This is a genomic window from Chryseobacterium sp. CBSDS_008 (assembly GCF_049959325.1).
Lineage (GTDB): Bacteria > Bacteroidota > Bacteroidia > Flavobacteriales > Weeksellaceae > Chryseobacterium.
Window position 1 is genome coordinate 3,419,610 of the sequence record NZ_CP188202.1, and the last position, 26,114, is coordinate 3,445,723.

Genomic DNA, 26,114 nt, shown 5'->3' on the forward strand with positions numbered 1-26,114 from the left:
GTTTTTTTTTAAATTTGCAAAATCTTTTAAAAAGTAAAAATGGCCGATCAGTTAAGTTATCTATTTTGTACAAGAACCAGCAGGGACTTGGCAGAGAAAATTGCCCAGAGTTATGGGAAAGAATTAGGAAAAATCAACTTTCAGGAGTTCAGCGATGGCGAATTTGAGCCTGTTTTGGATGAATCTGTAAGAGGAGGAAGAGTTTTCCTGATTGGATCTACATTCCCTCCTGCAGACAATCTTTTAGAGCTTCTTCTAATGATTGATGCAGCAAAAAGAGCTTCTGCAAAGAGCATTACCGTAGTAATTCCTTACTTCGGACTTGCCAGACAGGACAGAAAAGACAAACCAAGAGCGCCGATCGGTGCAAAACTCGTTGCTAACCTTCTTACTGCAGCAGGGGCAACAAGAATCATGACTATGGATCTTCACGCAGATCAGATTCAGGGGTTCTTCGAAATTCCGGTAGATCATCTGTATGCTTCTACTGTTTTCGTAGACCATATCAGATCTCTGAACCTTGATAACCTTACCATTGCTTCCCCGGATATGGGAGGTGCAAAAAGAGCGAAAAACTATGCGGGCCATCTGGGTGCCGAAGTAGTAATTGCTTATAAGGAAAGAAAAAAGGCAAATGTTGTAGAAGAAATGTTCCTTATCGGTGACGTTACAGGTAAGAACGTTATCCTTATTGATGATATGATTGATACTGCAGGCACGCTTTGTAAGGCCGCAGATATCTTGATTGAAAAAGGAGCAAAAACAGTAAGAGCTATGGCTACTCACGGAGTGCTTTCAGGTAAGGCTTACGAGAATATTGAGAACTCAAAACTGTTGGAAGTTATTGTAACTGACTCAATTCCTGTTAAAAATAATTTGTCATCTAAAATAAAAGTGCTATCTTGCGCCCCATTATTTGCAGACGTTATGACGATGGTTCATGAACATAAATCAATTAGCAGTAAGTTTATTATTTAATTGATTTTAAGTAATTTGCAAATTAAAATCAGAACAATTTTTTAAAATTTTTATAAATGAAATCTATTACAATTCAAGGTACAAAAAGAGAAAGCGTGGGCAAAAAGTCTACAAAAGCTTTACGTGATGCTGAATTAGTTCCTTGTGTTGTTTATGGAGGTGAAGCACCTTTGAACTTCTCTGCTGAAGAGAGAGCTTTCAAAGGATTAGTATACACTCCTGAAGCACACACGGTATCTATTGAGGTTGACGGAAAAACAATTCCAGCTGTTCTTCAGGATATTCAGTTCCACCCGATCACTGACAAAATTCTTCACATCGACTTCTATCAGTTATCTGACGATAAGCCAGTTATCATGGAGGTTCCTGTAAGAATTATCGGACGTTCAAAAGGTGTTGTTGCTGGTGGTGTTTTACGTCAGTCTTTCAGAAAACTAAAAGTAAAAGCTATCCCTGCTAACCTACCTGACGAAATCGTTGTAGATGTTACTCCATTAAGAATTGGTAACAAACTTTACATCGGTGGGATCAAAGCAGAAGGTTACTCTTTCATGCACCCGGACAATGCAGTAGTAGTTGCTGTTAAGATGTCTAGAAATGCAATGAAAGGTGGTGCAGCTGCAATGGATGATGAAGATGAAGAGGAAGCAGAAGAAGTTGCAACTCAGTCTCCTGATGTTCCAACAACAGAAGAAAAGTCTGCAGAATAAGAATTGCTTATTTAAACAATATAAGACCCGTCAATTTTTGGCGGGTCTTTTATTTTAGTCAAAAAGAATGTGCTGATGAGTAAGCTTGCCACTTTATATTCCTTTAGTATTATCTTTATAGCTTTCTTTGTTATACATCATTGAATATTTCTATCAGCTGAACAATATCAGCAGCTAACCTCGTACCTCCTTTCGAAAAAAAAGCCGTAAATTTGAAGGGTTCTAAATAAGGACGGTTTAATTTAAAAAATAAATAAATGTTTGACATTCAGGAAATAAGAAGCCAGTTTTCTATATTGGACAGAGAAGTGAACGGTAAGCCCCTGGTTTATCTGGATAATGCAGCTACATCCCAAAAGCCAAATTCGGTTTTGGAGGCCTGTCATACATATTATACCGAACTTAATGCAAATGTTCACAGAGGAATTCATACGCTGAGCCAGCTGGCAACGGAAGAAATGGAGCTTTCAAGAAGGAAAATCCAGAAATTCATTAATGCTGAACATGATTTTGAGGTCATCTTTACAAAAGGAACAACAGAATGTCTAAACCTCATCGCTTATATTTTAACACAGAAACTGAAGAAAGATGATGAGATCATTATTTCATATCTGGAGCACCATTCCAATATTGTTCCATGGCAGATGCTCTGTGAAAGAACCGGTGCAAAACTTCGTGTGATTCCTATTGATGAAAACGGAATTCTTCAGATGGATCATTTTGACCGGTTTTTAAGTGAAAAGACAAAGGTTGTTTCTGTAAACCAGGTCTCTAATGCATTAGGAATTGTGAATCCTATTGAAGAAATTATTGCAAAAACAAGAAAAAATACGGATGCATATATCGTTATAGACGGGGCTCAGTCTGCGCCGCATTTCAAGATTGATGTTCAGAAACTTGATTGTGATTTCTTTGTGTTTTCAGGCCATAAAATGTATGCTCCGATGGGAACGGGTATTTTATATGGGAAACGTAAAATATTAGAAGCTTTGCCACCATTCCATGGAGGAGGAGAGATGATTGCAACATGTTCTTTCGAAGGAACTACTTATGCAGGTCTACCATTCAAATATGAAGCAGGGACCCCCAATGTAGGTGGAAATATTGCTTTAGGTGCTGCTGTTGACTTTATGAACAGAATAGGGCATACCCATATTCAGAATCATGAAAATGCATTATTAGAATATGCTCAAAAACAGCTTTTGGAAATAGAAGGTCTTAAGATCTATGGTGAAAAAGCTAAGAGAACAGGTGTTGTTTCGTTTAACCTGGAAGGAGTGGGGATTGCCTCTGATGTAGGGATGATCCTTGATAAGATGGGAATTGCTGTAAGAACAGGGCATCACTGTACACAGCCCATTATGAACTTCTTTAATATTGCAGGAACAGTAAGAGCAAGTTTTGCGGTTTATAATACTTTTGAGGAAATTGATATTCTCGTAGAAGGGGTTAAGAAAGCACAAAGAATGTTGAGTTAATCAATATCTTATTATATAAGTTAAAAGCAGCCAAATGGCTGCTTTTTTATTAGTCCATTGGTACACAATAACATCGGCCATCAATAATGACCTGATAATATCCGATTGCACACTCAAGGCAGATTTCTCCTCCTGCCATAATGCTTTTCATTTTTTCTTTGTTTAGTTTTTTCATGTGATACCTTTTTGGTTAGATATAAATGTATAAATAATAGATGAAATTTAGATATTTCTTAAAAATTATGTAATGCATTGATTTTATGTATAATTATATTTTGTAAAATATTATTTATTAATTTTATATAAACATCAAATAATATATTATGAAAAAATTATTTATTTTATTTTTATCCATTTGTGGAGTATGTGACGCACAGGTTTTTTCTGAAAACTTCAACGGTAATGCCCTGCCGACCGGATGGACGGTAGAAAATCCGGATACTGCTTATAACTGGAACGTGGGTGCACAGAATGGTTTTGCAAGCTTTCCCGATGGGGCGGCTTTTTTTGATGACGACGACGCAGGCCCGACAGGAGTTAATACGAATGCCAGGCTGACTTCTCCCGTGATTAATCTTACCGGAGCCTCAAGTCCAAAACTTTCGTTTAATTATGCTAATATGATTTATGATCTTGACTCTACTTTAAAAGTGGAGGTGTTTAACGGAACTTCGTGGATTCAGGTTTTTACCGTTTCAGGTGAAGCAGGAGTATGGGATCTTGATTTTAATACCTTTTCGTACATAATAACTTCCTATGCCCAGGCAGCAAATATAGATTTGACGCCCTACGCCAATGCGGCTTTTAAACTAAGATTTGTTTATGACGATGCCGGAGACTATTCCTATGGGGTTGTAGTAGATAATGTGAAAATTACCAGTGGCGTTTTGGCAGCTTCAGAAGCTTTGCATTCAGATGATGTAAAAATATACCCGAATCCGGTAAAAGATAATGTTCATATTACATTAGCCTCTCAAAATAGGATTGAAAAAATCAGTATTACTGACATGTCCGGAAAACTAATAAAAACATTTAATAAAGAGTCTGATGTATATGATTTATCAGATATTCCTAAAGGTGCTTATGTTCTTATGATCACTACTAATAAAGAAGTTCTCAAGAAGAAGGTTCTCAAGAAATAAGCTGACAACCAGGCAGCAAACTTAATCACACAAAAAACCTTATAGAATATCCTATAAGGTTTTTTTATATTTTCAAAAGAAATAATCTTATAAATTCGGTTTCCAGTCAACCACCGCTCTGATGAATGCTTCAGCATTTTCAACAGGCACATTCGGTAGAATTCCGTGCCCTAAATTAGCAATATATCTGTCTTTTCCGAAACGGTTGATCATTTCATTCACCATTTTCTTAATCGTTTCAGGCGTTGAATGAAGTCTTGCAGGATCAAAATTCCCCTGCAGGGTCATCGTATGATTCGTCAGTGTTCTTGCAAATTCCGGCTTAATAGTCCAGTCAACACCAAGAGCAGAAGCTTTAGACATGGTCATGTCTTCCAGGGCAAACCAGCATCCCTTTCCGAATACCACCACATGAGTAAGCGGGCTTAATGCCTCAACGATCTGATTGATGTACTGCCAAGAGAATTCCTGATAATCTGTAGGAGAAAGCATTCCTCCCCATGAATCAAAAACCTGTACTGCAGAAACTCCTTTCTCTACTTTTCTCTTTAAATAAGCGATGGTAGTATCTGTAATCTTTTGCAGCAATAGATGTGCTGCTTCAGGCTGTTGGAAACAGAACGATTTTGCGATATCAAATGTCTTACTTCCTTTTCCTTCCACACAGTAGCAAAGAATTGTCCATGGAGAACCCGCAAAACCGATCAATGGAATGTCATTGTCCAGTTTCTGAAGAGTAAGCTCAATAGCATCAAAAACGTAACCTAAAGTATCATTCACATCCGGAGTTTCAATATTCTGAACCTGTTCCATTGTTCTGATAGGGGTATCTAACCAGGGCCCCACAGATTCCTTCATTTTGAAATCAATCCCCATTGCCTGTGGAACTACCAGGATATCAGAAAACAGAATCGCTGCATCCAAAGGAAATCTACGGATAGGCTGCAGCGTGATCTCAGCTGCAAGCTCAGGGGTCTGACATCTTGTAAAGAAATCATATTGATCTCTTAAGGCAATGAATTCCGGCAGATATCTTCCAGCCTGCCTCATCATCCAGACAGGAGGTCTTTCAACGGTTTCTCCGCGAAGTGCTTTTAAATATAGGTCGTTTTTAATCATAATCTATTTAAACTAATATTACCGGCAGTATTCCGGTAACAGATATTCTAAATTCTACTTCTGATTTCTTTTCTTATCAGCTCAAAGATTGAACTTAGGGTATTTTCCCCAGAAGTGAAAATTTTTTCCTGCGTATAATTTTTTAATTCGCCGGAAGTGGTTTCGCCAATTGAAAAAAGCTTCATCCCTTCCAGAGAATTTCGCCTTGCAAAACTACGAACTCCACTCGGACTAAAAAATACTGCAGCATGATATTTTTCAGTTATTACAGGATTGATTTCCTCAGTATTATAAATCGTAACTTTTTTGTACTTAATGTTTTGAAGCGGAAGGTCATTGTCCAGAACATTGATGGCAAGATTGCCGCAGAAATGAAGAAACTGTTCATGCTGGCATTTTCCAATAATGAACCTGGAAAGCGTTTCAGCATTTTTCAACACCTTAAATGTGCCAAAGCCATGCTTTCTTAATTCTCTTTTTGTCTTTTCACCAACACAATAGATCTTGTTGTAGTTTTTTGCAGTGAAATCCTCATTGGGCTTAAATCTGTTTTTAAAAAAAGACATCACTCCGTTGACACTGGTGAAAATCAGAGAATAGTTTTTCAGGTCGAAAGGACTGATTATGATAGGGCTGGTCTTAATTACCTCAACACAATCAACCAGGATATCCCCTCCTAATTCTTTGGGTATAATAGCTTGGTCTATATTTTTGGTAAATAAGATTTTCATGTCTGTAAAATTAAGAAGATGAAAAGGACGGTTAAAGAAATTTACAGTCTGAAGTATTAGATCTGGCTTTTGATTTCTGCCATTAATTCTTTTCCTCCGTTTTCAAGAACAACTTTTGCAAACTTTTCTCCAAAATTTTCTGTTGGAGTATACACAAAGTTTTCATCCACAGCAATGCAGTTTTTCCCATTCAGAGAACAAAGTGCTGCTTTGAAGCGGATCTGGTCGCCGATGATTTCTGCAAATGCTCCGATAGGCGCAGTACAGCCTCCTTCTAAAGTGCTCAGGAAATTTCTTTCGATTTCTACACAGATCTGAGTCTGGTTATGATTAATCTGGCGTACAATTTCGTTGATCTCCGGTTTGCCGGTATGTCCTGCCACAGAAATTACACCCTGAGATGGAGCGCAAATCATTAATGGAAGCATTTCATAATCGATTTCCATTTTCATTCTTTTGATTCCGGCCAAAGATAAAATGGTTGCGTCAAAATCTCCGTCTTCCAGTTTTTGAAGTCGCGTTTGAATATTTCCTCGGATATCCGAAAAATCAGTAGTCGGATAATTTCTCAGCCAGAAAGCTCTTCTTCTCAAACTGCTGGTGGCAAGTTTAAGCTCATGGAACTCTTTATTCCTTGCAGATTCTTTTCTGATCAGGATGTCCTGTGGATAATCTCTTTCCAGGTAAGCAATCATCTCAATATTTTGAGGCAATTGAGTAGGAACGTCTTTTAAAGAATGAACGGCAATATCAATTTCGTCATTCAATAAGGCGATATCAAGGTCTCTTGTGAAAACCCCGGTAATTCCTAAAGAATAAAGTGGCTGGTTAAGGTTCTTATCGCCGGAAGAAACGATAGGAACAATTTCCGTTAAATAATTGTTGTTCTGAAGGTGCCTCGCAACCTCTCTAGCCTGCCAAAGTGCAAGTGCGGAATTTCTCGTTCCGATTCTAATGCTTTTCATTGAATTCGTTGTTTGGTTGTTCAACTAATATTTCGTGCATTAATTTACTAATTTCTTCGGCTTTTAAAGGATTGTCGATGATATATTTTGCAAAACGGTTGGTGATTTTCTGGATCATTTTGTCAGAAAGTTCCATGTCCGTGATGTTTATGTATTTATTTTTTTTGTAAAAATTATGCATTTCATTGCGTTCCATATTTTTTAAAACCGCTTTGAAATGATGAATATTGGGTGCCAGCTTTCTCTTTTTTTCCCATTCAAGAAAGTCTTTCATCAGTTCCTTAATAATTTTTTCAGCTTTTGGGATTTCTTTTTCGCGCTGCTGAATTGTTTCCTGGATCTGTTTTGAGAGCTCGTCTACATCAATCAATGTTACATTTTTGTTTTCAGTAACATTCTTTTCAACGTTATGGGGAATAGAAAGATCAATGACCAGCGTTTCTTTTCCGTTCGGGAAATGCGACTGGTTGACAATAGGATGCTTCGCTCCTGTTGCTACAATAAGGATATCAGTATTTTTTAATTCCTGGTCAAAATCAGAATAATCAACGTGAGGAATATTATATTTCTGGGAAATCTTTTCAGCTTTCTCCTGAGTTCTGTTGGCAATTTTAATTTTCGGCTGATAGACATGTTTTACCAGGTTTTCAACCGTGTTCTGTCCAATTTCACCTACTCCCAAAAGAAGGATATTTTTTTCAGTGATCCTTTTCTGGCTGTTTAAAATATAATGAACTGCAGCATAAGAAACAGAAGCTGCGCCATTGGAAATACCGGTTTCATTTTTTATCCTTTTCGAAATCTGAATAGCTGCATTGATTGCTCTTTCCAGATAAGGATTTGAATTTTGTCTCTCTTTTTTGAAACGGCTGTATGCTTTTTTGATCTGTCCGATAATTTCAAAGTCTCCGATAATCTGACTTTCAAGACCGGCAGCAACTCTGAAAAGATGAATCAATGCTTCTTCTTTTGTAAGGATATTGGCAAATTGAAGAAAATCCGTAAGTTGTACCCCAATCGTTTTGCAGTACTCTTCAGCAACCAAAAGATAATTGGGAGACGTGGTGTAGATTTCAGTCCTGTTACAGGTAGAAACCACAAATGCATCCCCCAGGTCTTCCTGGTGGACCCTGGAAACGAAGTTTTTGATATTCTCATCAAAGAATGCAAACTTTCCTCTGGTTTCTACGTCGGCTTTCTCGTAGCTTATTGAAAGCACGGCAAAATTTGACGTTTGATGAATGTTGGAATACTGTAACATAAGCAGTCGCAAATTTACGATTTTTTTAATTAATCATTCTCTGATAGTGTATATGATAATTATCGTAAAAAACTATAAAAGTTAAGGGAAGCAAAGATCCACAAACGGTTTGTGAGGCAGAAAGACAGCATGATAAAATGTAAAACAGCTTCCTCTATCACTTGATGATGTTTTTGTCTTAAAACTCATGACTTTGCCGGCCTTTTTGTGCTTTCATGATTGCTCTTTTTTACCCTTTTAACATCCCATTAATTTTAGTTGAACTCAATGTCTGTAAATGTCTAAACTGAAAGTTAATAAAGAATTATAAATTTTAATAAAATTTTAACCAAATTAAGTTAGTGGGAAATTTCTTTAGTAGTGTTAAATTTATATCTTTGTAAACTTAAAATCAGAAGAAAAATATGAGTTTATTTGATATGTTTACGCAAGAAATTGCGATAGACCTGGGAACGGCTAATACCCTTATTATCCATAATAATAAAATTGTTATAGATCAACCGTCAATTGTCGCAATTGAACGTTCTACGGGTAAACCCATTGCTGTAGGGGAACAGGCTAAGCATATGCAAGGTAAAACTCACGAGGATATCAAGACCATCCGTCCTTTGAAAGATGGGGTTATTGCTGATTTCCACGCTTCTGAACATATGATTAAGGAATTTATCAAAAAAATTCCTGGGATCAAAGGTAAATTCATTCAGCCGGCATTACGAATTGTAATCTGTATCCCTTCTGGTATTACTGAAGTAGAAAAAAGAGCCGTAAGAGACTCTGCTCAGAAAGTAAACGCAAAAGAAGTAAGACTGATCTATGAGCCAATGGCAGCTGCAATTGGAGTTGGGATCGACGTACAGAAACCTGAAGGAAATATGATCATCGATATCGGTGGTGGTACTACGGAAATTGCTGTGGTAGCTTTGGGAGGTATTGTATGTGATAAGTCTGTAAAAATTGCCGGAGACGTATTTACCAATGATATTGCTTATTACTTAAGAACCCACCATAACCTTTATATCGGAGAGAGAACCGCTGAAAGAATTAAAATTGAAGTAGGTTCTGCAGTGGAAGATCTTGATGTAGATATCGAGGACATCCCGGTACAGGGTAGAGACCTTATTACAGGTAAGCCTAAAGAAATTATGGTTGGATACAAAGAGATCGCACGTGCATTAGACAAATCGATTATCAGAATCGAAGATGCTGTAATGGAAACACTTTCTCTTACCCCGCCGGAACTGGCTGCTGATATTTATAAGACAGGTATTTATCTTGCAGGAGGAGGCGCGTTATTAAGAGGTCTTGCGGACAGAATCCATAAAAAGACAGGTCTTCCTGTATTTGTTGCTGAAGATCCGTTAAGAGCTGTAGTTCGCGGAACAGGTATTGCGCTTAAGAATATGGATAAGTTCAATTTCTTAATTAAATAATTTTAACTTTTTACGACTTTATATCTGAATGGGATTTTTGCTGAGATTATTTTCGAAGAATACTCTTTTCGTCTTCTTTATATTCCTGCAAATTATTGCTCTGGTTTTGATATTCTCCAGAAATGCCATGCAGAAATCCTGGATTGCGGGGCAGACTGCTGCTTTCAATTCCTGGGTTTCCGGATATATTGATGAAGGAGTTTCTTATCTGAAGCTAAAACAGATCAACGAAGATCTTGTAGCTCAGAATAAAGCCCTTATGACTGAGCTTTATGGAAAAGACGGATCAAAAAATCCTGTTTTCAGGAGAGTTCATGATACCATTGGCGGGGGGCAGATCTATACTTTTGTTGATGGAGAAATTGTTTTCAACAGTATCAACAGAAGAAATAACTATTTTACAATCAACCGTGGCCGCAGAGACGGAGTCTTTCCTCAAATGGGAGTAATGGCGCCAAGAGGTATTGCGGGAATTGTGATTAATTCTACAGACAGTTATGCACTGGTGCAGTCCGTGTTAAGTGTAAACAAGATCAGAATTAATGCAGCACTCAAAAATTCAGGATATTTCGGTACTTTAACATGGAATGGAGACAACTCCAGGGTGATGCACCTTGCAGACATTCCAAAATATGTTGCACTAAAAGTAGGTGATACCGTTGTTACAGACGGTAAATCTGCAATTTTCCCTAAAGGAGTTACCATTGGTACTATTGCAGGATATTCTGTAGATAATAAAACCGGCTTCTGGGATATATCCGTTGAGCTGAGTGAAAAAATGGGTGCATTGAGTAAAGTGTATGTAGTGAAGAATCTTAAGAAAGCAGAAGTGCAGAAGATTCAGGATACTATGCAGGCTGTAATAAAAAAAGAAAATGATTAGCAGGACTTTATTTACCGATATATTGATCATGATTTTTCTTGTTGCATTACAGATATTTGTATTGAACAGGATTACGCTATTCGGGAAATATACTCCGGTATTATATCCCGTATTTGTCATGTTCTATCCGTTTTTCAGAAATAAATTTCAGTTCCTGGCATTGAGTTTTCTAATAGGGCTGGCTATTGACGGCTTTCTTTCTACATGGGGAATCAATGCATTTGCAACAACACTGATTGCATATTTCAGGACGTTGATTTTCAGGACCTCTACAGATACCTCTACGGATTTTTTCTCTTTTCAGTCCCTTCAATGGACGCAGTTTTTACTGTTTTTATTTTCAAGTATTTTCCTGCATCAGCTTTTAGTACAGTATATTGAGTTCTTTAAGTTTAGCAGGTTTTTTGAAATATTATTTAATGTGTTGGTGACAAGCGTAATTTCGTTTATCTTTATAGTCATCTACGCATTAATATTTAAAATCAAACAAAAAGTTTGAACACACGTTATTTAAAAATTTTTTCCATCCTTGTTGTCATCGCCCTTATTTTTGTGGCGAGGCTTGCTTATTTGCAGTTATTTACAGACCGCTATGCATTAAATGCAGCGAATACTTCCATCAAAACCGAATATGTCATTCCCCAGCGTGGAGTTATTTTTGATAGAAACGGTAAAATCATGGTAGGAAATCAGCCTGCTTATGAAATCTCTTTTACACAGGCTTTAATGCGGCCTGATTTTGATACATTGGGATTCTGTAGTCTGATGAAGATCTCCAAAGCTGATTTTATCAAAAGAATTGATGTTATTAAAAAGGAGAAGTATTATTCCAAGCTGACTCCAATGACATTTCTGAAGGATCTGAGCAGAGAAGATATTGCAAGAGTTCAGGAAATTATTTTTAAATATCCGGCTTTTACTATCGTACAAAGGCCTCAGCGTCAATATGAAGTTTCTACTTCAGGGAACCTTTTGGGATATACCAGTGAGGTCAATGAACGCGAAATAAAAAAAGATTCTGTATACTATTTACCGGGAGATTTCATTGGAAAAACGGGAGTTGAAAAATCTTACGAAAAAGAACTTCGTGGTGTAAAAGGAGTGAAATATATCCAAAAAGATATCAGACTCCGGAATATCGGTTCTTATAAAAACGGGGCTTTGGATAAAGATGTAGTTACGGGTAAGGATATTACATTAACTATTGATTATGACCTTCAGAGAACTGCTGAAGAAATGCTTGTGAACAAACACGGAGCAATTGTTGCTTTAGATCCTAATAACGGGGAAGTATTGGTTGCTGCAACCGGACCGGATATTGATCCGAATCTTTTCACCGGTCCTAATAAGTCAAAAAATTTATATGCCTTATCAAAAGATACGCTTTATGAAAATAAACCCACTTTTGATCGTTCTTTACAGGCGGGATATCCTCCGGGGTCAACTTTTAAATTGTTGACTGCCCTGGCTGCAATGCAGATGGGAGTAATGGATGAAAAAACTATTTTCCCTTGTGGCGGCGGATTTTTCTATAAAGGTAAAAGAATTAAAGGCCATGGTGGAGCAGATCCGCTCATTCCTTCCATTCAGGTCTCCAGTAACTGTTTTTTTACCTATGCATTTATTGCCATAATCAAAAAGTACCCTGGAAATCCTTCAAAAGGTGTTGATGAATGGAAAAAGATCATGAGCAGTTTTGGGGTTGGGGAGTTTTTAAATAATGACTTTGCTGTGGGAGCAAGAGGAAGAATACCATCGGGTGATTTTTATGAAAAAAGGTTTAAAGCCATCATGAAAGCCAGCGGTTCCCAGAGAAAGGATTTTAAAAACTGGGATGAGATGTCTACCGGTGCTATTTATAACGGGATGGGACAAGGTGATGTTTTGGTGACGCCTATCCAGCTGGCCAATTATGTTGCAGCCATTGCTAATAAAGGCTGGTATTATACCCCTCACATTGTAAAAGGTATTGATGGAAAACCTAATCCTGATCCAAGATTTAAGGTTAAGCATAAAACGTTGGTTGATCCAAAACATTTTGAGCCCGTACTAAAAGGTATGGAAGCCGTAGTTTTGAGAGGAACAGCAAGAGGCTTGAAATCCAACGACTTTACACAATTAGCCAAAACAGGAACCGCGCAGGTGCCACAGGGAAAGGATAATTCTATCTTTGTATTGATTGCCCCTGCTGAAAAACCTAAAATTGTAGTCGTTGCAGTAATGGAGCATGCAGGATTCGGAGCTACATGGGCAGGACCGGCCTGTACGGTGATTGCTGAAAAGTATATTACCGGTGATTTGAAAAGAGAAAATCTTTACAAAAAAATGATCACCTCGAGCTTTATGCCGGAATATAAAAGACAGTGGATCGCCGATTTGAAGCGTAAAGGTTTGTACGTTGATCCTAAACCTGATTCAATTAAACAGAAAAAAATAAAGGATAGTCTGGAGCTGGTGAAACAGCAAAAAGCCAAACTACAAAAAAAAATAGAAGAGGACGCTAAAAAAAATAAAACTGCTAAAAAACCTGTGAAGCAATGAAATGGACTGAAGGAATAGATAAACTGGGCCTTGGGCTGTATTTCCTGCTTTGCATTTTTGCGATTGCAAATATTTACAGTGTTGACCAGAAACTGGGTGAAAAACAATTAGTGTTTTTCTGTATCTCGTTATTCGTGGGACTTATCATCTTCTTTAGCAGAAGTAAATTCTTTGAGAATATGGCCGGGATTATTTATATCGGCGGAGTTTTGCTGCTGATAGGCCTTTTCCCGTTTGGTAAAGAAATCCTGGGACAGAAGAACTGGTACAAATTCGGTAGCTTTACCATGCAGCCTGTAGAGTTTGCAAAAATAGGAACAGCGCTGATGCTTGCCAACTATGTTTCCGGACCTGATTTTAATCTTAAGAACAGAAAGTCTTTATGGACTACTCTGGCCATTATTGGGATTCCGGCAGCAGTAGTTCTTGCCATTCCGGATGTAGGATCCATGCTTGTGTTTATCGCATTCTTCATTGCATTATACAGAGAAGGGCTGAGCGGTCTTTTATTCACTGTCGGATTTATTTTTGCCGGTGTTTTTCTGATATCATTGGCTGTTCCTCCTGTTTATGTTGCCATAGCGGTTTTAGTAATTGCCGGTGTTCTGATTGCTATGAACTATCACAGGATGTCCTGGGATGTGATTTCTATTTCAGGAATTTTAGGATCCATTCTTTTGTTATGCGGGCTGGCTTTCGGATCTCCTTATATTTTAGAAAAACTGCCTAAGCATCAGAGAGAAAGAATTGAGGTTCTTTATAAAGGTGAAAAGGCATTCAGAGATACTTCCGGATACAACCTGTTATATTCCAAAACAGCTATCGGATCGGGTGGAATCTGGGGAAAAGGTTACCGTGAGGGATCCGTTACTCAGGGAAAATTTGTGCCGGAACAGGAAACGGATTATATTTTTTGTACGGTAGGTGAAGAATGGGGTTTTGTAGGAAGTGCAGTGCTTATCCTGTGTTATATGGTGTATATCGGCAGGATATACTATCTGGCAGAGCAGCAGAAATCTACTTTTAACCGCGTATTCGGATATTGCTTTGCTTCGATTCTGTTAATGCACTTTTCAATCAATTTAGGAATGGTTATGGGGCTTTTCCCAACCGTAGGGATTCCTCTTCCGTATTTCAGTTATGGGGGCAGTTCTTTATTGGCTTTCTCGATGATGACTTTTATTTTCTTTAAACTTAATTATTCAGATAAGAACAGTTTGGTGTAGAAAAAGAAGCTGGATGATGGAAGATTGCCATTATTTTGTTTAAAAATCATTTCAAAATAAATCGGAACCATCTCAAAATCAACGAGAGAAAATATAAATCTCATCAATACATTTTATGAAACAATTCTATTTCTCAGATGAAAATTTCGAGAGCAAAGATTTCACGCAACCTTCTGTAGAAAAGAGCGAGTATGAAAACTGTATGTTCAGAAACTGTAATTTTGAATATGCAGACCTGTCCGGGTTCAGCTTTACAGACTGTGAATTTATCGAATGCAACCTCAGCATGGCAAAACTTGTGAAGACAGCCTTTCATAATGTGATTTTCAAAGAATGTAAAATGTTCGGTCTGCAGTTTACAGATTGTAATCCGTTCGGATTGTCTTTTAAATTTGAAGGAAGTGCCTTAAATAACTCGGTTTTTTATCAGGCATCTATTAAGAAAACTATTTTCAAAAATTCCAGGCTGGTTGAGGTAGATTTCACTGAATGTGATTTATCAAATGCGGTTTTCAGTAATTGCGATCTGTCAGGTGCTGTTTTTGACGGTACAAACCTCGAAAAGGCAGATTTCAGGTCTTCGGTCAGCTATTCGATAGATCCAGCTTTAAACAGGCTTAAAAAGGCTAAATTTTCGCTTTCTGAAATATATGGATTGCTGTATAAACTGGATATTGAAATTGATAAGAGCAGCTAATGTCTTCGGCCGTGTATCGATTGCTCATAAAATATAAATATTGATTCAATAGGAGTGGGTCTTTTTAATAATTTACCCACAAGACGTTAGCTGAAACAACTTATCCTACATAACGTACATAAAAAAGCCATCAGGTTTCTGATGGCTTCATTATTTAAATCAATTATTTATAAAATTAAAAATTTGCTGGTGTAGCGGGAGTGGCAGAGGCTAAGTTATTGTAAGCTTCTCCTTCTTCGTTAATCACTCTTTTAGCGAATCTGAATTTAGGTCCCCAATAAGAATCATTCAATGAAGAAATCATTACTCCTTTTGATGTTGCTGCGTGGATAAATTTGATCTCTCCTTCTTCAGAAACACTTTCTACAATACCTACGTGAGAAATTCTTCTTCCATGAGAAAAGAAAATCAAATCTCCTTTCTGCAGATTTCCTTTTTCAATTCTTTCACCTTCCTGCGCCTGAGATGCCGCTACTCTTGGTAGGCTAAGACCTGCTGCTGCCCCGAATACGGAAAGAACAAAAGCTGAACAATCTATACCGTTTCTGGTTGTTCCTCCGTATCTGTAAGGAGTTCCAAGGTATGTTTCAGCTTCTTCAAGGATACCGTCGATGGTTTTATTATATTTGACTGCTTTTGCAATCTCAGAATTCTTAACTGCTTTTTTAGCACTAGCGATAGATGCCGCCTTTTCCGCAAGGAAAGAGTCAATAAGTCTCTGCTTATCCTGCTCTATTTTTTTGTTATCTATAGAAGCTAGTTTGGCATCTGTTTTGTATTCTTTTGTGTAAGTTGCTGGTTTTGAAACCACATAATTTGTAGCACACGATTGCAATGAAACTGTAGTAACTAAAGCAACTAAATAAAACAAAACTCTTTTCTTCATATATATTTGATTATCCGTGTTAAAAAGGAATATTTATTTTCAAAAGCATTACAAAAGTAGAGATTCCGAACAAAAGACCCCTGATATGATAATTGTCAGGATCTTATTTTAACACATTTTAACATATAATTTACATATGTTAAAGAAAAATAAACCGCAACGGCCTGTTTTTGGTAAGTGTGCGGTTTTTTTTATTAAGATTCTTTAACAAACCCAATCGAATTTCTTCTATATATCAGGTTTTATAATTTAAAGCCCTCATTTACAAGACTGTTAATAAAACAAAAAAATTCCCCGGAAAACCGAGGAATTTAAACTAATATGGAACTTTACAGGTGTTATTTTGTAAACAACATTTCTCTGTATTTTGTCATTGGCCAAAGCTCATCGTCAACCATCATTTCCAATGAATCAGAAGCTTCTCTGATCGGGTCAAATAATGGTTTTACTTTGTTACAGTAGTTTTCTGCCTGTTTCTGGCTGTCTGATATGCTTTTTGCGGCTTCTCTGGCTTTGATAAGATCTTCAACACCAAGCTTGATTTTAGAAACATTTTCAGAGATACTTGTAATTAAGCTCATCTGCTCCTTTGCTAAAGATTTGAATTCTTTGTCACCAAAGATTTCTTTAAGACCTTTTACGTTTTCAATTAATCTGTTCTGATAGTTTAATGCAGAAGGAATGATGTGGTTTCTTGCGATATCACTTAACACTCTTGCTTCAATATCAATAACGGTAGAATACTTTTCTAATTTAATTTCGTTTCTTGCCTCAACTTCTCTGTGGTTGAAAATTCCCATCTCCTCATACAGATCCAGGAATTTCTTATCCATTTCCTGTTTTAAAGCTTCAGGAGTTGTTTTAAGGTTGTTTAATCCTCTTTTCTTAGCTTCTTTTGCCCAGTCATCAGAATATCCGTCACCTTCAAACATAATGTTTTTACATTGCTTGATGTATTCTCTCAATACATTAAAGATTGCTTCGTCTTTCTTAAGACCGTTTTCAATTAAAGCATCAACTTCTTTCTTGAAATCATTTAATTGTTTTGCAGCAATAGTGTTCATTACCGTCATAGACTCTGCACAGTTTGCAGAAGAACCCACCGCTCTGATTTCAAATTTATTTCCTGTAAATGCAAATGGAGAAGTTCTGTTTCTGTCCGTATTATCTAATAGGATTTCAGGAATTTTTCCAACTACATTTAATTTTAATTCTGTTTTCTCTTCCGGAGATAATTTTCCGTTCGTTACCTTTTCAAGTTCTTCCAAAACTCTGAACAGCTGGCTTCCGATAAATACGGAAATAATTGCCGGCGGCGCTTCGTTGGCACCAAGTCTGTGGTCGTTGCTTGCAGAAGCAATACTTGCTCTTAAAAGATCTGCATACTCGTGAACAGCTTTGATGGTGTTTACAAAGAATGTTAAGAACTGTAAGTTTTTCTTTGGATTCTTTCCAGGGCTTAACAGGTTTTCTCCAGTATCTGTTGCTAAAGACCAGTTATTGTGTTTTCCGCTTCCGTTTACTCCTGCGAAAGGTTTTTCGTGGAACAGGATGTGGAAGTGGTGTTTGTGAGCTACTCTAGCCATAATATCCATCAACAAAGAGTTGTGGTCTACCGCAACGTTCACTTCTTCAAACATGGGTGCCAGCTCGAATTGGTTGGGTGCAACCTCATTATGTCTTGTTGTTGCAGGAATACCCAATTTCATACACTCAATTTCCAGCTCTTTCATGAAGTTCATTACTCTTGTAGGAATAGAGCCGAAATAGTGGTCATCCAGCTGCTGTCCTTTTGCCGGAGAATGTCCTAGTAGTGTCTTACCTGTTAATACAAGATCCGGACGGGATTGATATAAAGCTGAATCAACAAGGAAATATTCCTGCTCCCAACCCAAAGTAGGAGTTACCTTAGTTACGTTTTTGTCAAAATACTGCATTACATTGGTTGCAGCTTCATCTACAGCGTTCAGCGCTCTTAAAAGAGGTGCTTTATAATCTAATGTTTCTCCTGTATAAGAGATGAAGATGGAAGGAATACATAATGTAGTTCCCATAATGAATGCCGGAGATGTAGGGTCCCAGGCTGTATATCCTCTTGCTTCAAAAGTATTTCTGATACCTCCGTTAGGGAAAGACGATGCATCGGGCTCCTGCTGGATAAGCATGTTTCCACTGAATCTTTCGATAGCTCTTCCTCCTTCAATTGGAGTGAAGAATGAGTCGTGCTTTTCTGCAGTAGTGCCTGTCAGAGGCTGAAACCAGTGCGTGTAGTGTGTTACACCTTTGCTCATTGCCCAGTCTTTCATTGCTACAGCTACCTGGTCTGCAATGTGTCTCTGGATCTTAGTTCCTTTTTTAATCGCATCCATAATAGAACCGAATGCTTCTTTCGTTAAATATTCTCTCATGGTTTCTTCTGAGAAAACATTTTTACAGAACAGCTCTGATAATTTCGCAGGGATTTCCACAGAGTTGTCTTTTCTGAAATCCTTAAATGGCAGGGTTTCTAATGCTTTGAATCTTAAGGTTGACATAATTGGGTTGATTTTTACAGGGCAAATTTACAAAAAAAATGAATTGAAAATGTTTTAACCCTAAAAATTTAAGGGGTGTTATGAAAATTTATACAACTTAAACAGTTGTTTGGTGTTTTTTGAGTGGGGTGTTTGGAGATTTAATACTTAAAATGTGAGATTCTAAGCTTGTTTTGGACAGTATAAAGTAAATATATTATATGGTGTACAATTTACAATAATTCTGTGGGATTAAGCGACTTATTAAAAGACAGTTAAAATAAAGTGGGTAAAGATTTTGTATATTTGTGTGAAATTTATTTTATGACAAATTCTAGAGCAAGAGAAACCACAGAGGCTATTGAAAGACTATATATCTCTATGAGACACTTATTTTATAGAGGATTTTTCAAGCCGGGAGGAGTTTCAGGAGAGAGTATCAGAAGTTTGTTAAAGACCATCAATCCGGAAATTTATGGAACCATGAATATTCCAAGCAAACTGGAGCTGGACGGTTTGATGTATGTACTGGACAGGCTTCCTGAAGGAATTGAAGAATGTGCTTTTATTCATCTTACATCTGATGAAGGTTTTGATAAAGGAAGTTTCGAACCTATTGTTCCCAAGAAAAGAAGAAGAAACTGTTATAGAATAGACGAACACCAGATGAATATTGAGGTTCTTTTGGGCCGTTCCGAAATTTATGACATTCTTACACACCTTACATTCCTGTTTATAGAAGCTGATAAAATCCGTAACCTGGCATTTATCCAGGATGAAAACTGGAAGCCGACACGTGCCTTCAAAATTATTGAAGAGGTAGTAAAGGGTGAAAAGAAATACAGCAGAAAAGAAAAAGAGGTGGCACTTATTCATCTTTCTTCTTTAATAGGAAGATCTTTTGATGAAACGTTAAGAGCTTATAATACTTTCGGGGATGATCATAATCCTGACCGTTTATTCAAAATCATCTACAACTTAGCAAAAGTAAGTCTTGAGGATGCAAAAGGAAGCAGAGAAAGAGAAATTCATTTCAGTGCTATATTAAAGGAGAGAGTAGGACACCATTATTTTGGTGAAAAATGGGCCCATAAAGTAAAAGAGGTTTTGTTTGAAAACAACCTTCACATGCGTCCGCTGCATATTATTTCTGCCAATATGCACTCGGTGAAAAATATGCTGTATGCCAATAATGCACTTAAAAAGAAACAGCATCATGAAGTAGACTATAAATTGTATGAAGAGATTTCCAACAAAAAAGAACTTCGTGATAAGGTTTTGAAATATGCGTTGGATGAAGGATTGATTTATATTGCGGACAAGAGTGGAAGTAATATTGATGTTCAGATTATTGACCTCAGCAAAACAGATTTAAAAAACACACCATTTGCAGATTGCAAGTTCGGCGGAGATGATGTCATGATGGTTTTCGACTACGCTTTTGGCGAACAGGCTTTCGAAGTAATGGATGAGCTTCTCAGACCTTTTGAACATAAAGGAGAAGTATACATGATGCATGTAAAATCTGTGTCCATCATGGGTAAGGCAGGTATTCTTAACGGAGCAAAAGGAGATATCATGATTCCTACTTCTCATATTTTTGAAGGAACTGCTGATAATTATCCTTTTGAAAATGCTTTAAAGCTGGAAGATTTTGTAGATGATGAGCTGAAGGCGTTTGAGGGGCCAATGATTACTGTTCTTGGAACTTCCCTGCAGAATAAAGATATCCTTTCCTATTTTATGAATACTTCCTGGAAGGCAATCGGTCTTGAAATGGAGGGAGCGCACTATCAGAAAGCCATTCAGGTAGCTTCCAAAATCAGGCATCATATTTCACCAGATCTTTTTGTATGTTATGCTTATTATGCATCAGATAATCCGTTGGAAACAGGAAGTACATTATCTTCAGGAGGTCTTGGACTTACAGGAGTAAAACCGACTTATCTGATTACGTTAAGAATCCTTGAAAAGATTTTAAGAAGCGGTAAAAAAGAAGCTTCTGCTAAAAAATAATTGTAATTTAAAATTATAATATCAGCCTCAGATGCATTTTGTGCCTGAGGCTTTTTTGTGTCTGAGGAGAATCATTATTATGTATCTTAGAAGACAAAAATGATATCACTATGAGTTCAGTGTCACAATTATCAAAAAGATTCAGAGAGGTTCTGCTGGATGGTCTCTGGATTGCCAATACCAATTTTAAAGATCAGCTTTCGGATATAAGCTGGGAACAGGCAGTGACAAAGATAAATTCTTTAAACACCATTGCAATGCTCACTTTTCATATTGATTATTATATTGCCGGAATTGTCAATGTTTTTGAAGGCGGCGGTCTTGAGATCAAAGATAAATTCAGTTTTGATCTTCCTCCCATAGAATCTCAGGATCAATGGGAAGAGTTGTTGAATAAGCTTTGGGCAGATTCTGAAAAGTTTGCCGTATTATTAGAACAGATGCCCGATTCTAAACTTGATGAGGTTTTCGTTGATGAAAAATACGGTACCTACCGAAGAAATATCGATGGGATGATTGAGCATAGCTATTATCATCTGGGACAGGTTACTCTAATCAAAAAATTATTAAAAAGCGTCTGAAAATAGACGAAACATCTTTGGAAAGCTGTGAATCGGTGATCCTTGTCAAGGTTTGAAACCTTGACAAGGATCATTTCAAGAAAGCTCAAAAATGAATTTAACAAATCAGATTAAAATCCATCTAAAACCACAGCAAACAGAATAAAACTCCAGAATAACTCCTATTTGAGGGTTTTGTCTAAATTACCTACCTTTAAAAAAAATAAAATTTTAAATGAGAAAATCGGCTGCAATCATTTTTGCGTTTATCATTTCACAATTTCAGGCTCAGCAAGGAGCTTATTATCAGCAGGCTGCGAAGTACAAGATGGATATTGATGTCAATGCTGAAAAATTTACCTATCAGGGAAAACAAACTATAGAATACACCAACAATTCGCCGGATGAGCTGAAAGTGGTTTATTTCCATTTATATTGGAATGCTTTCAAACCGAATTCTATGATGGATCAGAGAGTAGCTTCCCAAGGGAAAAATGGTGACGGAAGACTGCAGAAAGACGGAGTTTCCAGGCTGGCTTCCATTCCTAAAGACCAGGAAGGTGCCCAGAATATCCACTGGATTAAACAAAATGGAAAAGATCTGAAGTTTGAAGTTCAGGAAACCATTATGAAAGTATATCTGGCAGAGCCTGTCAAACCGAATTCCACAACTACCTTTACGATGGACTGGGATTCTGTGATTCCCCAGCAGATCAGACGAAGCGGAAGAAACAACAGGGAAGGTGTAGATATGACGATGACGCAGTGGTATCCGAAAATTGCAGAATACGATTATGACGGGTGGGCAACTTTTGATTATCTGGGAAGAGAATTCCACGCACCGTTCTCCGATTTTGATGTTACCATTACAATCAATAAAGAGTATGTAGTGGGAGCAGGAGGTATTCTTGAGAATCCTGCAGAAGTAAAAGGCTATGATGCCAATGCTAAAATAAAGACAGGAAAGGATAAAAAGGCAACCTGGAAGTGGACGGCAAAAAACATTCTTGATTTTGCATGGAGTGCAGACAGGGATTATTCCGTAGAGAGCTTTAATGTTCCCGAAGGACCGAAAGTATATCTGGTATATCAGAAAAATGATAAAACAAAAGCCTGGGGAGAATCACAGCCTTATATCACCAAGTATTTCCAGATTATGAATGCCCACTTTGGAAAGTATGTATATCCAACCTATGCATTTATCCAGGGAGGAGACGGCGGCATGGAATACGGAATGTGTACGATGATTTTAGGTGAAGCGAAGGATATTAAAGGCTTAATGGGTTTAATGGCTCACGAAGGATCTCACTCCTGGTATCAGCAGATGCTTGCCACTAACGAATCTGTACGCCCATGGATGGATGAAGGTTTCACAAGCTATGCGGAAGGATATACCATGTATCAGTTATTCCCAGAAGATTTGCCGAATCCGTTTGCAAAAACAGTGGATGCCTACAGAAACTTTATTAAAAAAGGAATTGAAGAACCGGCTGTGTGGTTGGGAGACCACCATGATAATGGTACAGCTTATACCTATGCTTCTTATGTAAAAGGGGAGTTATACCTGGTGCAGCTTGGGTATATTATGGGAGAGCAGAATCTTGCGGAAACCTTAAAACAATACTATGATCAATGGAGCATGAAGCATCCTTCAGACAGGGATTTTCTTCACATTGCACAGAAAGTTTCCGGGATGGACCTGAAATGGTTCCATAATTATTGGATCAATACAACAAAAACGATTGATTATGGAATTAAAGAGGTAAAATACGATGCAAAATCTACAACGATTACCTTAGTCAATAATGGTCAGGTCCCGATGCCGGTAGATTTCAGTGTGATGACAACGGATAAGAAGATTGTTACTTACCAGATTCCATTGAATATGACACATACATGGAAAGAAAAAGATATTTACGGTGATTTTAAAACAATGCCTTACTGGCCATGGACTCAGAAAGAATATACCCTTACCATTCCTTACACCAAATCTCAGTTGTCTGCTCTGGGAATTGACTTCAGCCAGAGAATTGCAGATGTGAATATGGAGAATAATTTTGTAGAAGTGAAATAATCCATACAAAATCATAATATAACCGGCGCGGAAATTTTATTTCCGCGCCGGTTAATTTAAAAAGACTATCCGCTTTTAAAAAAATACTTGTTTCATGTTTCAATACATCGTATTTGATTTCCTGTAATGGGTTTGATACCTTTTACCATGCTGTTGTCAAGCGGAACCTCTTATGTATAAAAAAGTTTTTATAGAATAATTTTTAAGATAGGCTTAATTTATAAGAGATTGGAGGCTGGTTTTTATAAAAATGATTAAATTTAGTCCCTTAAAATCAAGCAGGAATTTCAAATTATATATCATGAATTTCTTCTGAAAAATATGTCAATGAATTCAATCGTAATCAACGTAGGGAACAGCAATATCAGATTTGGGCTTTTCAATGGCGATAATTGTGATATTTCGTGGGTCATCAATACAAAACCTTACAGAACAGCAGATGAACTTTATGTACAGATGCTGATGCTTTATCAGACCTATAAAATCGAACCTAAAGAAATCAATAAGGTCATTATCGGATCGGTAGTCCCTCAGCTGACCAAAGTGATGAGCTCTGGAATTAAAAAAATCCACGGAACTACTCCTGTGATCATCGATAGGAATACTCCTTCAGCGGTACAGGCAAAATCCAAGCAGATGGGTACGGATATCTATGCCAACCTTGTCGCTGCACACAATCTGTATCCGGGAAGGAAAAAAATAGTGATCGATTTCGGAACGGCTCTTACAGCGAGTTGTGTAGCGGAAACAGGGGAGACTCTGGGGGTAATTATTGCTCCGGGAATTGTTACTTCTCTGAATTCACTGATCAACCAGACGGCACAGCTTCCGGATATTGAACTGAAAAAGCCAAAATCTGTTTTGGGACTGGATACGGTAACCTGTATGCAGAGCGGTATGGTGTATGGCTTTCTGGGAATGGTGGAAGGTTTTGTAGACCGCATCAATGAAGAAGTGAATGATGACTGCTTTGTAGTAGCAACCGGAGGGGTTTCCCATGTCTACAAGCCTCTGACAGATAAGATTCATGTGATGGACAGGCTCCATACATTAAAAGGACTCTATTTCCTCGGAAAAGATTTATAAATTAAATGATTAAGGTTGAGATTTTGTCCAGCTTATACTTTAGTCTTACCCACAACCTTAACCTCATATCATGGAAAAATTTCCTATCATACAAACAGAAAGACTGATTCTTTCAGAACTGGAAGAAAAAGATGTTCCTTTTATCGTTGAATATCTTCAGCACAGGATTTTTTCTGATCTTACCTCCAATATTCCTTATCCATACGTGGAAAATGATGCCAGATCCTGGCTGAAAATGGCAAAAGAAGCTTTTGATAATCAAACAGGATATACTTTTGCTATCCGGAATAAGGAAGGCCAGATCATGGGGGCTATTGGGCTGCATGACAGGGATGATGATAAAGCAGAGCTGGGATACTGGATCGGAATTCCTTACTGGAATAAAGGATTGGTAACAGAAGCGGCAAAAGCGATTGTAGATTTTGGCTTTAAAAAATTAGAGTTTAATAAAATTTTTGCTACCCATTTCCTCCATAATCCGGCATCAGGAAGAATTATGGAGAAAATAGGAATGACGAAGGAAGCTGTTCTGAAACAGGAAATGAAAAAAGACGGAGAATATTTTGATATTGTAAGGTATTCTGTTTTTAAAGATTAATTAGAAGGAATATGAAATTATTCCGGATTCTATAAAAAAGAGGCTGTCTCAGAAACCAAAATTATTTGGCTTTTGAGACAGCCTCTTTATATTGCTATTATCATTTCTTCGTTGGATGTGCAGATTATCTTTTACTTTTAAAAAAATCTTTCACAATAGAAGAGCATTCAGCTTCCATGATTCCTGTGATAACTTCTGTTTTAGGGTGCAGAGAAAGATGTTTATTGATAAAACCTCTCTGTTCATCACGCGCTCCGATGACTACTTTAGAAATCTGCGACCAGGAAAGTGCACCTGAACACATCACGCAAGGCTCCATCGTTACATACAGTGTACAGTTTTTTAAGTATTTTCCTCCAAGAAAATTGGCTGCTGAAGTGATGGCCTGCATTTCAGCATGGGCGGTAACATCGTTCAGTGTTTCAGTGAGATTGTGGGCTCTTGCAATAATTCTGTTATTGGAAACCACCACACACCCGATAGGAACCTCATCTTTTTCTAAAGCGGCCTCTGCTTCCTGCAGCGCCATTTTCATGTAATATTCGTCGGTAAACATTTAGTCTGTTATCGTTAAAGTTAGGGGAAGTTTAAAGCGATAGATCGTAGGACCACCTTTTATCATTGCCGGAGAAAATTTTTCTGCCAGAGAATACAATGCTATTTCTGCCTGCCTGTTGAATGTGAAATTATTACCCTGCGCATGAACATTGCTGACAGTACCATCTTTTTCTACAATAAAAGCAACATCTGTTTTTACCAGTTTTTCTTCAGAATATACCCCGTCAACATACAGCAGATTGGCTACTTCCTGCCTTAACGAATTGATTCCGCCAGGATAATCTGCAATCTTTTCAGCATCTGAAAGCTTCTCAGATGAGGTAAATCCGGGATTTTTGATGGTCTGGAGATCTTCCAGGTTTCTGACTTTTAATAAAGCTCCGATCAGCGCATTGTTTTCAATGCTGTCCATTTTTTTCATAAAAAAGAGAAAGTCACCTTTTATCGCAGCCTTTTTTACTGTGCTGGATTCTGCGTCAAATTTCTTTTTGAACTCTTTATTCAGCATATTTCTGTGCTGGTTATAATAGCTCTTTACAAGTCTGAACTCTTCTTTCTGCTGTGCAAGACAAAAGAAAGAGATAAAGCAGCTGATGCCAATGAATAAAGTTTTCAATAAGGGTATATTTATGTAAATATAACAAAAAATATGAAATATGGTT

At 37.4% G+C, this 26,114-nt stretch carries 24 protein-coding genes; 15 read left to right on the forward strand and 9 right to left on the reverse strand.

What is annotated here, in order from left to right:
- The first annotated feature begins 39 nt into the window (after positions 1–39).
- From ACP3T3_RS15520 to ACP3T3_RS15530, 3 genes are all read left to right on the forward strand, one after another.
- The gene (locus tag ACP3T3_RS15520; protein WP_426476722.1) at positions 40–978 is read left to right on the forward strand and encodes a ribose-phosphate pyrophosphokinase; all 939 of its coding nucleotides are present in this window, start codon (positions 40–42) and stop codon (positions 976–978) included.
- A gap of 56 nt (positions 979–1,034) precedes the next feature.
- A complete protein-coding gene (locus ACP3T3_RS15525) occupies positions 1,035–1,688 on the forward strand; it encodes a 50S ribosomal protein L25/general stress protein Ctc (protein ID WP_426476723.1) in 654 nt (217 codons plus the stop codon).
- A gap of 257 nt (positions 1,689–1,945) precedes the next feature.
- Entirely contained in the window at positions 1,946–3,166 is a 1,221-nt protein-coding gene (locus ACP3T3_RS15530; RefSeq protein ID WP_426476724.1) for a cysteine desulfurase, read from the forward strand.
- A gap of 49 nt (positions 3,167–3,215) precedes the next feature.
- Here the strand turns inward: ACP3T3_RS15530 and ACP3T3_RS15535 are convergent, their stop codons facing one another.
- A complete protein-coding gene (locus ACP3T3_RS15535) occupies positions 3,216–3,341 on the reverse strand; it encodes a GNAT family acetyltransferase (protein ID WP_426476725.1) in 126 nt (41 codons plus the stop codon).
- A 148-nt stretch (positions 3,342–3,489) separates the two neighbouring features.
- On the opposite strand from ACP3T3_RS15535, the gene ACP3T3_RS15540 reads away from it, so the two are divergent.
- Positions 3,490–4,308, forward strand: coding sequence for a T9SS type A sorting domain-containing protein (locus tag ACP3T3_RS15540; protein ID WP_426476726.1), 819 nt, complete (start codon positions 3,490–3,492; stop codon positions 4,306–4,308).
- Between the two features lie 87 nt (positions 4,309–4,395).
- Here the strand turns inward: ACP3T3_RS15540 and hemE are convergent, their stop codons facing one another.
- From hemE to hemA, 4 genes are read right to left on the reverse strand one after another with little or no spacing between them, the layout of a single operon-like run.
- Positions 4,396–5,427, reverse strand: a complete 1,032-nt coding sequence (hemE, locus tag ACP3T3_RS15545) for a uroporphyrinogen decarboxylase (protein ID WP_426476727.1) — start codon at positions 5,425–5,427, stop codon at positions 4,396–4,398.
- A 47-nt stretch (positions 5,428–5,474) separates the two neighbouring features.
- Positions 5,475–6,158: a uroporphyrinogen-III synthase gene (locus ACP3T3_RS15550; RefSeq protein WP_426476728.1), complete on the reverse strand. Its 684-nt coding sequence runs from the start codon at positions 6,156–6,158 to the stop codon at positions 5,475–5,477.
- A 56-nt stretch (positions 6,159–6,214) separates the two neighbouring features.
- Positions 6,215–7,123 carry a hydroxymethylbilane synthase gene (gene hemC, locus ACP3T3_RS15555; RefSeq protein WP_426476729.1) on the reverse strand — a complete coding sequence of 303 codons (909 nt, stop codon included), beginning with the start codon at positions 7,121–7,123 and terminating at the stop codon, positions 6,215–6,217.
- Complete coding sequence (gene hemA, locus ACP3T3_RS15560) at positions 7,110–8,384, reverse strand: glutamyl-tRNA reductase (protein ID WP_426476730.1); 1,275 nt, start codon at positions 8,382–8,384, stop codon at positions 7,110–7,112. Before hemA ends, hemC begins: the two co-directional genes overlap by 14 nt.
- Positions 8,385–8,788: 404 nt before the next feature.
- On the opposite strand from hemA, the gene ACP3T3_RS15565 reads away from it, so the two are divergent.
- The 6 genes from ACP3T3_RS15565 to ACP3T3_RS15590 all read left to right on the forward strand — a co-directional run bounded on the left by ACP3T3_RS15565 (position 8,789) and on the right by ACP3T3_RS15590 (position 15,161).
- Positions 8,789–9,814 (forward strand): rod shape-determining protein, encoded by a 1,026-nt coding sequence (locus ACP3T3_RS15565; protein ID WP_045491741.1) that lies wholly within the window; start codon positions 8,789–8,791, stop codon positions 9,812–9,814.
- A 28-nt stretch (positions 9,815–9,842) separates the two neighbouring features.
- Positions 9,843–10,697: a rod shape-determining protein MreC gene (mreC, locus tag ACP3T3_RS15570; RefSeq protein ID WP_426476731.1), complete on the forward strand. Its 855-nt coding sequence runs from the start codon at positions 9,843–9,845 to the stop codon at positions 10,695–10,697.
- A complete protein-coding gene (locus tag ACP3T3_RS15575) occupies positions 10,690–11,196 on the forward strand; it encodes a rod shape-determining protein MreD (protein ID WP_426476732.1) in 507 nt (168 codons plus the stop codon). The genes mreC and ACP3T3_RS15575 overlap by 8 nt, the downstream gene beginning before the upstream one ends.
- A complete protein-coding gene (locus ACP3T3_RS15580) occupies positions 11,193–13,238 on the forward strand; it encodes a peptidoglycan D,D-transpeptidase FtsI family protein (protein WP_426476733.1) in 2,046 nt (681 codons plus the stop codon). Before ACP3T3_RS15575 ends, ACP3T3_RS15580 begins: the two co-directional genes overlap by 4 nt.
- On the forward strand, positions 13,235–14,464 hold the full coding sequence (gene rodA, locus ACP3T3_RS15585; protein ID WP_426476734.1) for a rod shape-determining protein RodA: 1,230 nt from the start codon (positions 13,235–13,237) through the stop codon (positions 14,462–14,464). The genes ACP3T3_RS15580 and rodA overlap by 4 nt, the downstream gene beginning before the upstream one ends.
- Before the next feature lie 115 nt (positions 14,465–14,579).
- Positions 14,580–15,161 carry a pentapeptide repeat-containing protein gene (locus ACP3T3_RS15590; RefSeq protein ID WP_426476735.1) on the forward strand — a complete coding sequence of 194 codons (582 nt, stop codon included), beginning with the start codon at positions 14,580–14,582 and terminating at the stop codon, positions 15,159–15,161.
- Between the two features lie 175 nt (positions 15,162–15,336).
- Here the strand turns inward: ACP3T3_RS15590 and ACP3T3_RS15595 are convergent, their stop codons facing one another.
- Positions 15,337–16,047: a C40 family peptidase gene (locus ACP3T3_RS15595; protein ID WP_426476736.1), complete on the reverse strand. Its 711-nt coding sequence runs from the start codon at positions 16,045–16,047 to the stop codon at positions 15,337–15,339.
- A 338-nt stretch (positions 16,048–16,385) separates the two neighbouring features.
- Positions 16,386–18,581 (reverse strand): glutamine synthetase III, encoded by a 2,196-nt coding sequence (locus ACP3T3_RS15600; RefSeq protein WP_426476737.1) that lies wholly within the window; start codon positions 18,579–18,581, stop codon positions 16,386–16,388.
- Positions 18,582–18,884: 303 nt separating this feature from the next.
- Between ACP3T3_RS15600 and ACP3T3_RS15605 the strand changes: the two genes are divergently transcribed.
- The 5 genes from ACP3T3_RS15605 (at position 18,885) to ACP3T3_RS15625 (ending at position 24,894) form a co-directional block, all read left to right on the forward strand.
- A complete protein-coding gene (locus ACP3T3_RS15605; protein ID WP_426476738.1) occupies positions 18,885–20,576 on the forward strand; it encodes a DUF6909 family protein in 1,692 nt (563 codons plus the stop codon).
- Between the two features lie 110 nt (positions 20,577–20,686).
- Positions 20,687–21,157 (forward strand): DUF1572 domain-containing protein, encoded by a 471-nt coding sequence (locus ACP3T3_RS15610; RefSeq protein ID WP_426476739.1) that lies wholly within the window; start codon positions 20,687–20,689, stop codon positions 21,155–21,157.
- A gap of 214 nt (positions 21,158–21,371) precedes the next feature.
- A complete protein-coding gene (locus tag ACP3T3_RS15615) occupies positions 21,372–23,210 on the forward strand; it encodes a M1 family metallopeptidase (protein WP_426476740.1) in 1,839 nt (612 codons plus the stop codon).
- Positions 23,211–23,537: 327 nt separating this feature from the next.
- Positions 23,538–24,296, forward strand: a complete 759-nt coding sequence (locus ACP3T3_RS15620; protein WP_426476741.1) for a type III pantothenate kinase — start codon at positions 23,538–23,540, stop codon at positions 24,294–24,296.
- Between the two features lie 70 nt (positions 24,297–24,366).
- Positions 24,367–24,894, forward strand: coding sequence for a GNAT family N-acetyltransferase (locus ACP3T3_RS15625; protein ID WP_426476742.1), 528 nt, complete (start codon positions 24,367–24,369; stop codon positions 24,892–24,894).
- 124 nt (positions 24,895–25,018) lie between these two features.
- On the opposite strand, the gene ACP3T3_RS15630 is transcribed toward ACP3T3_RS15625, so the two are convergent.
- Positions 25,019–25,450 carry a nucleoside deaminase gene (locus ACP3T3_RS15630; RefSeq protein ID WP_426476743.1) on the reverse strand — a complete coding sequence of 144 codons (432 nt, stop codon included), beginning with the start codon at positions 25,448–25,450 and terminating at the stop codon, positions 25,019–25,021.
- A complete protein-coding gene (locus ACP3T3_RS15635; protein WP_426476744.1) occupies positions 25,451–26,068 on the reverse strand; it encodes a hypothetical protein in 618 nt (205 codons plus the stop codon).
- Positions 26,069–26,114 lie beyond the last annotated feature (46 nt).